The following is a 7,982-nucleotide window of genomic DNA, read 5'->3' as shown; positions in this document are numbered from 1 at the left end:
ATGAATACGTCATAAATAAATGATTATAATCAATTTATTATCCGTTGGCTATACAGTCCATGAAATTGGACATGCCTTAGGTTTATGGCATGAACAATCGAGAAGTGACAGAAGCTCTTTTATCCATATAGCCTGGGAAAATATAGATGAAAATCATAGACACAATTTTGAACAACATTTAACCGATGGCAAAGACTACGGAGAATATGATTATCAATCCATTATGCATTATGGAACGCTGGCTTTTTCTAAAAATGGTGAGAAAACGATTATTCCTCTCGTTGACGGAGTTGAAATTGGGCAGCGAACTCATTTAAGTGACAAAGACGTCGCTGCCATTAAAGCAATGTACCCAGAAGTTTAAATAGAAAAGGGCCAACAATTATTTTTTTCCACTTCTTCATCTGGTGCTGCTAATGCCAGTTGCTTAGCAGCAAGATCTTCAGAGTGTTTGCTGCTGGAATGATACAATTCAGCTCCAAGATATAAGGCAGTTAATACTACTGCAGCAGGCCAGCAAATGGCAAAAGTAGAGATTAATACCGTAGGAACAATAGCATTTTTTGCCATAGTGAAGATAAAATCATCACGAGCTGTATCAAACTCCTTATGGGTGACAGCAAGATTTTTTCCTGTCAATTGAGCTTGTTCATAATTGTATTCTTTTTCTTTGTATGTGGAATAAGTGCCTATAGAAAGGTACATAGCGACAGCAATAGTACAGACACAAAATGCAGCAAGAGCAACAAAAGGAGAACTAACTAATATTGCCGTCGTAAACCCCATCATTAATAGGGCAGCAGCTGCTGCAATAAAATAAAAGGTCGCCTCTTTGGTCTTCCAATTAATTTCCAACTCTATGAGTTGCTTATTAAGCATATCAATGTGCATTAACTTCTGTTCTGCAGACATTTTTTTAAACATATCAGGATTATTATAATCATCAATTTCGGATAAGTACTGTGATTTTTTGGTCAAATATTCCTGCTTCGCCAAATTACATTTGTATAAGGTCAAGCAAACGTCGAAGGTAAGAAAAACAGCGGTCAGATATCCAGCAACAGGACCAGAAATATGAAACAGGTTGTTAAAATTGGAAAGACCATTCACAACAGCCCAAACTAAATCGTTTGCGAAGTTACAATGACGCTTGTACAAATCATGCTTAAATCGATCATAGGCTGTAGTTACCTCAGGCGCATGCTCTGTTTGTGCTGTAATAAATTCTTTAACTTCATCAGCAGTTAAGCGAATGGATTCTTGCTCACCTAAGCAGCGAGTCAGATCGAATTGCAGCTTATTTTTGTCTTTGGCATTCAGCTTTATAGGCTTTCCGCTTCTGGGAATATAATAAAGTTCTGCTTCACTACCTTCATCTTCCTGAACCAAAGCGTAAGTATTGCGGTATCCGTCAATGCTGGCAGCACCTGGAAGATAGTTCATTTTACTGATTTCACAGCCATTTGCGGCACCTTTTTCCAATTCCGTAGGGAAAAAAGTATGTCTTAGTAACAGACCACCATCAATCATAAATCGTACAAGAAAAAACCCAACACTAAAAAAATTAATCACGCGAGTAGGTATTTGAAATGCAGAAATAATCTGATTTACATCCGTATGAGTGCCTAATAGAGCATCCAACTGCTCAATTAATTGCAGCTCTTTGGCTAAAGTGAATCCTTGTGTCATCGTCATACGACAAAATGCCCAATAGATACGGCATAGATTGGCATAAGCAACATAATCCCTAATTTGCGACAGATGCCAGGGAGATTTTGTCAGATTGCTAAAGCCAGTTAGAAAAGAGTTATATAATGATTCAATAAAACTAACATCAGATTCGTTTTGTTTGACTTTATTCTGTAAACGATCTTTAATTTGTTGCTTAATTGCCGCATAGTCAGCTTCTTTTCCTGGTTGCAAATAGGCTTTATGGAATGCCTCCAGGAGGGAAGCACAATAATAACAATACAGCCAGAACGCTTCTTTGTTTTCATCATCCTGCTTTTGCAAAACAGTAAACATTTCTGCAAATTCGGTTTCTAAGATCTGTTGATTTTCCAAAAGAAAAGTATAACCAATCGTATCAACACGTTCTTCAATAAACTGAATTTTTGAATCCGTTTCTCCGGATGTAGTTACTTGAGCAAAGAACTGATGTTTATCCCTACGAAAAGCCGCATTTTTACTCGCATAAAACATAATTACAACTCACAAAAAATATACAGGAAGTTTGATTAATAGTACGTTAACATTTGAAATTACATTTGACAAGTTTTTTTGTATTGTTTTTTTACACATTGTTTTTTAGTATTCAGGGTAAAAATAAACACTTATTCAAAAAGCTCGTATATTGATGCGGATAGACCACGGAACATCAGGTTTTGGCCTTAAAGAAAGAAGGCCTACACCTGTCATCCCGAGAAGCTGGCGACGTAGGATCTCCCGAGAGGCTAAAGCTCTCTTTGTTATGCAGAAGGAGAGAAAATAAGATTGTAATTATTTGCCAATACAAAAACTGGAAAAAATACGCCCCAATAAATCATCGGAAGTAAACTCACCAGTAATCTCACATAAAACCTGATGTGCCAAGCGTAGATCTTCAGCTAATAATTCACCAGCTCGATGCTCTGATAATTGATTCTGCCCGGTAACTAATAAATTTTTAGCGTCGTCCAAAGCCTGAAGATGTCGTCTTCTGGCCAAAAACTGACCTTCATTGGGATGGTAACCTGCCATTTTTTTAATGGCATCCTTTAAGTGATCAATACCTTCCCCTGATTTTGCAGACAGATAAACAGAGTCATCCAGTGTTTTGGGAATAAGATTTTGGGTATCAATTTTATTAAATACCGTGATAATAGGAACTTCACTAGGTAAAGCCGATTTTATTTCGCTGATTAAATGTTCTTTTTGCTCAGGCTCGTTAATATCGACAACCAATAAAACACCATCAGCTTGTTTTAATTCAAGCCATGCTCTTCTAATACCTTCTTTTTCCACTAAATCGTCACTGTCTCTTAATCCAGCGGTATCAATTATATGCAATGGAATTTCATCGAGCAAAATGTGCTCTCTCATTACATCTCGAGTAGTTCCTGCTACTTCAGTAACGATAGCAATATCTTTTCCCGCTAACGCATTAATTAATGTTGATTTTCCAGCATTGGGTCTTCCAGCAATAACCAATGAGAGGCCTTCTCGCAAAATAACACCTTGATTTGCCAGAGAACGAATTCCATCGAGTTCAGCTAGTATGGTATGCAGCAAATTGGCAACAGTTCCATCATTTAAAAAATCTATTTCTTCTTCAGGAAAATCTATTGCAGCTTCAACATATAAGCGTAAATAAATGAGCTTTTCATTGAGTTGGTTGATTTTTGCAGAGAAATCCCCTTGCAGTGAGCGCACAGCCATCCGGGCAGCAGTTTGAGAACTTGAATTAATCAAGTCGGCTATAGCTTCTGCTTGTGTCAAATCGATTTTATCATTAAGAAAAGCTCGTTCCGAAAACTCACCGGGCCTTGCAAGACGTGCTCCTAACAAAACAGATTCTTTAGTAATGAGATCAAGAACTACTGGTGAACCATGGCCATGAATTTCTACGACATTCTCACCCGTAAACGAATTTGGAGCTTTGAAATAAATCATGATGCCCTGATCAATCAATTCACTGTTTGAATTAAAAAAAGAACAATAAGTGGCTAATCGTGGCTTAAGATCTTTATTGGCGTTTAATTGAAAAGCAATTGAATAGGCTTGAGGACCTGATAATCGGATGATGCCAACCCCGCCTTTTCCGGGCGGGGTTGCTATGGCTACAATAGTATCTTCTGACATTATTTTGCGGCAGCAACAAGCTTTTTAACTGGCTTATCATCAGAATACTTACGAGTAATATACCATTGCTGAATGATAGATAAGGTGTTATTCACTATCCAGTATAGTACTAAACCAGATGGGAAATTCAAAAATAATCCAGTAAACAGCAAGGGTAAAAGCATCATTACCTTAGCTTGCATAGGATCTGGTGGAGCAGGGTTCAGTTTTTGCTGAATAAACATAGTAGCTCCCATAATCACAGGAAGTACATAGTAAGGATCAGCAGAAGATAAATCCTTAATCCAGAAAATAAATGGCGCTTGTCTTAATTCAACGCTTTCCAATAGAACCCAATACAATGCAATAAATACGGGAATTTGGATAAGAATAGGTAAGCATCCACCAAGAGGATTTACTTTTTCCTGACGGTATAACTCCATAGTTGCCTGGCTGATTTTAGCTTTATCATCACCATAACGCTCACGCAATGCTTGTAGTTTCGGTTGCAATTTACGCATACCCGCCATGGATTTGTAACTGGTAGCGGATAGACGATAAAAAGCAAGTTTAATTAAAACCGTCACCAATACGATAGACCAACCCCAGTTTCCAACAACGTTGTATATAGCCTTCATTACGGAAAACAAGAGAGAAGATACAAACCAAAGTATCCCGTAGTCTACAGTTAAATCAAGAGAAGGTGCGATTTCTTTTAAAACGCTGGTAATTTCTGGGCCTATATACAGCTTAGAACTGATTTCCTTTTGTTCATCAGTTTTAACCAAAATAGGTTGACTAACCGCACCAATAGTGTAGTCGTTATTAATGGCACGCGTGTAAAATTTGTTTTCACTAGAAATACTGGGTATCCAGGCACTTAGAAAATAATGCTGTTGCATTGCAATCCAGCCACCTTTTGCATCAACATCAAGATTGGTTTTACTCATATCGCTAAAACCAACTTTTTGGTAACGATGGACACCTGGATTTGAGTAAGAGGCGCCAGTATAGGAACCTACATGAAAAATACTTGATTTATCCTCTTTAGGAGAACTGCGTAACAATTGCGTATTGAGATAGCCTTTCCATTCAGTACTGCTGTTGTTAATGATTTTATAGTTAACAGTAATTAAATAGCTGCCTTTGGTAAAAATAAACTCTTTTTTTACCGTTAAACCATCATCTGTTTTGCCTTCAAGCGTCACAGTCAACTGATTCTGTTCAGGATTTAGCTGATATTCCTTTTGTGATGAAGTAAAACCAAAATTCAAAGATCGTACTGATTGCTCATGGGCAACAAAAATACTGCTGTTAGCTACATATCGTTCCTGAGGTTGAGTCTGTAACAGTGGAAAAGGTTTACTTTTATCCTCAACACTTAATGGATAATCTAAAAGCAGGCCATTAACAATATCGCCTTGTTTTAAATCAATAGAAACATCCAGTACATCTGTTTTAACTTGTATTAATTGTTCTGGCTTAATCATTCCTTCTGTTTGTTGTTCAGGAGAAGGATTAAAAGTGCTTTGTTCTGAATTATCAGGAGAAATCTGAGGTAACAAATGACCATCAGTATTAAGCTGATTGGTTGATTCAACTGCTACAGGTGGTTTTACAGGATAATCTGCCTGCCAGGCATTCCACAATGATAAACCAACAAGCGCGAGCGCCATATATAATATTATACGTCTAATATCCATTAAAACTTCTCATCGTTAGGGAGTACCGGATCATAACCACCTGGTGACCAGGGATGGCATCTTAATATTCTCTTAAACCCCATCCAGATACCTTTGGTTATGCCATATTCTGTGATTGCACTCTCAGCGTATTGTGAGCAACTAGGATAATAGCGACAGCATGGTTTAAGCAATGGGGCAATCGAAAATTGATAAATTTTTATTGGAATGCATACTATTTTTCGTAGTATGAGTTTAGTTTTTCCCATGTTTTGCTCAATTGGGTATTTATATCTACATTCGTTTGTTTTGCCACGCCTTGTTTTGCTAAAAAAATCATATCAACAGAGGGCAGTTTGCCTTGTCTAAAGCTTTCTCGAATAAGCCGTTTTAATCGATTTCTATCATGGGCTTTTGCTATCTTTTTTTTTGATAGCGCAAGCCCCAGACGTGCATGACCGAGATTATTTGCTCTATACAGTAAAACAAATTCTGCTGTTACAATTTTTTTTGCTTGTTCAAACACATGGTCATAATCATATTTTGCTAACAATCGCTGTGTTTTTTTAAAAACAAACACTTAAGCTGACAAACGCTTACGTCCTTTAGCACGACGGCGCTTAATTACTAATCGTCCAGCACGCGTAGCCATACGCTCACGAAAACCATGATCGCGTTTGCGTTTTAAATTACTTGGTTGAAAGGTGCGTTTCATGATGAACCTGTATAAAAATTTATGAGGCTGCGAATGATAGATAACTTTCTTTCCACTGTCAAATTTGATTCAGGATTATTTCTTGGATTAGTTCACATTTTTATTGGCCGATAATTATTATTTACTTATTAAATTTTTATTTTTTTATTATATTATAGAATAAACTTTTCTGTGAGTAACTTATAAATAACAATATAAATCATACAGTTACATTGTTATTTATATTGTTTAAAACTAATGTATTTAAGTATATTGAATGTGTGTATAACTCGTCATCCATTTATTAATTAGATCTTATGCACTATATATATAGATATAAAAACCCTTCTTATGCACAACTTTCACATCGATTTATAATCTTTAATCCCAAAAAACATTACGTAGCTCCTTATTTGCATCGATTCTAAGTTGGTTTGTATTTTATAGAACTCTTGTCCTGGTGATATCAACTATCCTTAAGTCTTACGTGACAAAAATCTATTCGTAATTCATGGATAAATTTTATTTACTCTAAAAACATACAGGTCAGATTATTTTAAATAGAACATCGTGAACGAGAAAATTAACGCTATTTAAAATATTTGTGTGTTGGAACAAATTTTTGTCGCTGATAGCAGCTTAACCTAATCTAAAATTCAACTTTTTATTTTTTACCCGCTTTTTTCTGGATTATTTTTTAGATTAAGAATTCAAATTTTAATGGGCTAAGTCTTACGAAAGGAGTTTCGTATTATTAATATAGTTTTATATTATTTTAAATACCTTTTTTTATTATTAGTAACGTTCATCCTTGTTGATAAATTTTATTTATTATTATTTATCAAAGTAGTTACGTTGTTTTATATTTTGTTTGTAAGTCAGGTTTTTACTTGTGTTTTAATTGTTTATTCTTTTATCTTTTTATTTAGATTCAAGCTTATATTCAAGTTATCCCTTGTTATAATTCTTAGTTATCCATAGCTTTTATAATACTTTGAGCTCTATCTTTGGACATTATTTGCTTTTATAACTACTGGAATTGATCACGAAATTATGGTTATATCGCATTTTTTTTGTGGATAACTTTGCCTTTTGGGAAAGGCTGAGTATAATCTGTCGTTTTTTACTGTTGATTATTTATAATTCAATTATATTTTTTAATTTTTTACCCGTTTGATTCTTTAATTTATTCTACTTAATTATCTTGCCGACCAGGTACTTTCAATGGCAATATTTGTAGCCGTGGATAATTAGTTTTAACATTCTTTTTACCACCCTTATTTGATGAGGAGTTATGTTGTGTCAACAACTGTTTGGCAAAAATGTTTAGGTTTATTGCAAGATGAATATTCCGCTCAGCAATTCAATACATGGTTGCGTCCTTTACAGGCTCACACTGAGGAGCAGCGTTTAGTTTTGCTTGCACCTAATCGATTTGTAGTCGATTGGGTTAAAAAACATTTTTTTACTCGAATTGAAGAGTTAGTTAATCAATTTTGTGGGGATGAAATTAAATCTGTTTCGATTGAAATTGGTAGTAAACCAGCCGAGCCAGTGGCTTCGGTTAGTGAATCTACAACAGCTGTGAGTAGCAATGAACCTCCAAAAGCAGTAACGATAAAAGCTGTGGATTACAAAAGCAGTCATTTAAACAAGAAATTTATTTTTGATAGCTTTGTCGAAGGAAATTCTAACCAATTAGCTCGAGCTGCGTCCATGCAGGTTGCCGAACGTCCTGGTGATGCTTATAACCCGCTATTTATTTATGGTGGTGTTGGATTAGGTAA

8 protein-coding genes are annotated in these 7,982 nt (G+C 35.6%); 2 read left to right on the top strand and 6 right to left on the bottom strand.

Translation table 11 applies throughout. The features are described 5' to 3' along the window. The first annotated feature begins 19 nt into the window (after positions 1-19). On the top strand, positions 20-364 hold the full coding sequence (locus Q0495_RS07200) for a M12 family metallopeptidase (RefSeq protein ID WP_298624482.1): 345 nt from the start codon (positions 20-22) through the stop codon (positions 362-364). Here Q0495_RS07200 and Q0495_RS07195 read toward each other — a convergent pair. The 6 genes from Q0495_RS07195 to rpmH all read right to left on the bottom strand — a co-directional run bounded on the left by Q0495_RS07195 (position 361) and on the right by rpmH (position 6,216). Then, complete coding sequence (locus tag Q0495_RS07195; RefSeq protein WP_298624480.1) at positions 361-2,202, bottom strand: hypothetical protein; 1,842 nt, start codon at positions 2,200-2,202, stop codon at positions 361-363. The two genes, Q0495_RS07200 and Q0495_RS07195, sit on opposite strands and share 4 nt — an antisense overlap. Before the next feature lie 297 nt (positions 2,203-2,499). Beyond that, entirely contained in the window at positions 2,500-3,840 is a 1,341-nt protein-coding gene (gene mnmE, locus Q0495_RS07190; RefSeq protein ID WP_298624478.1) for a tRNA uridine-5-carboxymethylaminomethyl(34) synthesis GTPase MnmE, read from the bottom strand. Beyond that, a complete protein-coding gene (gene yidC / locus Q0495_RS07185; RefSeq protein WP_298624476.1) occupies positions 3,840-5,522 on the bottom strand; it encodes a membrane protein insertase YidC in 1,683 nt (560 codons plus the stop codon). Before yidC ends, mnmE begins: the two co-directional genes overlap by 1 nt. Then, entirely contained in the window at positions 5,522-5,770 is a 249-nt protein-coding gene (gene yidD, locus Q0495_RS07180) for a membrane protein insertion efficiency factor YidD (protein WP_298624474.1), read from the bottom strand. The genes yidC and yidD overlap by 1 nt, the downstream gene beginning before the upstream one ends. Then, positions 5,737-6,081 (bottom strand): ribonuclease P protein component, encoded by a 345-nt coding sequence (gene rnpA / locus Q0495_RS07175; RefSeq protein WP_298624473.1) that lies wholly within the window; start codon positions 6,079-6,081, stop codon positions 5,737-5,739. Before rnpA ends, yidD begins: the two co-directional genes overlap by 34 nt. Beyond that, positions 6,082-6,216, bottom strand: coding sequence for a 50S ribosomal protein L34 (rpmH, locus tag Q0495_RS07170; RefSeq protein WP_006869475.1), 135 nt, complete (start codon positions 6,214-6,216; stop codon positions 6,082-6,084). Positions 6,217-7,494: 1,278 nt separating this feature from the next. On the opposite strand from rpmH, the gene Q0495_RS07165 reads away from it, so the two are divergent. Then, positions 7,495-7,982, top strand: a 488-nt coding sequence (locus Q0495_RS07165; RefSeq protein ID WP_298624466.1) for a DnaA N-terminal domain-containing protein, incomplete at its 3' end; no start/stop codon positions are given.

The sequence above is a fragment of the uncultured Legionella sp. genome (genome assembly GCF_937871865.1).
In the GTDB taxonomy this organism is placed as follows: Bacteria; Pseudomonadota; Gammaproteobacteria; order Legionellales; family Legionellaceae; genus Legionella.
The sequence above is the reverse complement of the archived record's forward strand: the minus strand, read 5'-3'. Positions and strand labels throughout refer to the sequence as shown.

Excerpts from the sequence above, each read along its gene's own strand:
- yidD (WP_298624474.1), bottom strand. The coding sequence starts at position 5,770 with ATGGGAAAAACTAAACTCATACTACGAAAAATAGTATGCATTCCAATA.
- rpmH (WP_006869475.1), bottom strand. The coding sequence starts at position 6,216 with ATGAAACGCACCTTTCAACCAAGTAATTTAAAACGCAAACGCGATCAT.
- Q0495_RS07195 (WP_298624480.1), bottom strand. The coding sequence starts at position 2,202 with ATGTTTTATGCGAGTAAAAATGCGGCTTTTCGTAGGGATAAACATCAG.
- yidC (WP_298624476.1), bottom strand. The coding sequence starts at position 5,522 with ATGGATATTAGACGTATAATATTATATATGGCGCTCGCGCTTGTTGGT.
- Q0495_RS07200 (WP_298624482.1), top strand. The coding sequence starts at position 20 with ATGATTATAATCAATTTATTATCCGTTGGCTATACAGTCCATGAAATT.
- mnmE (WP_298624478.1), bottom strand. The coding sequence starts at position 3,840 with ATGTCAGAAGATACTATTGTAGCCATAGCAACCCCGCCCGGAAAAGGC.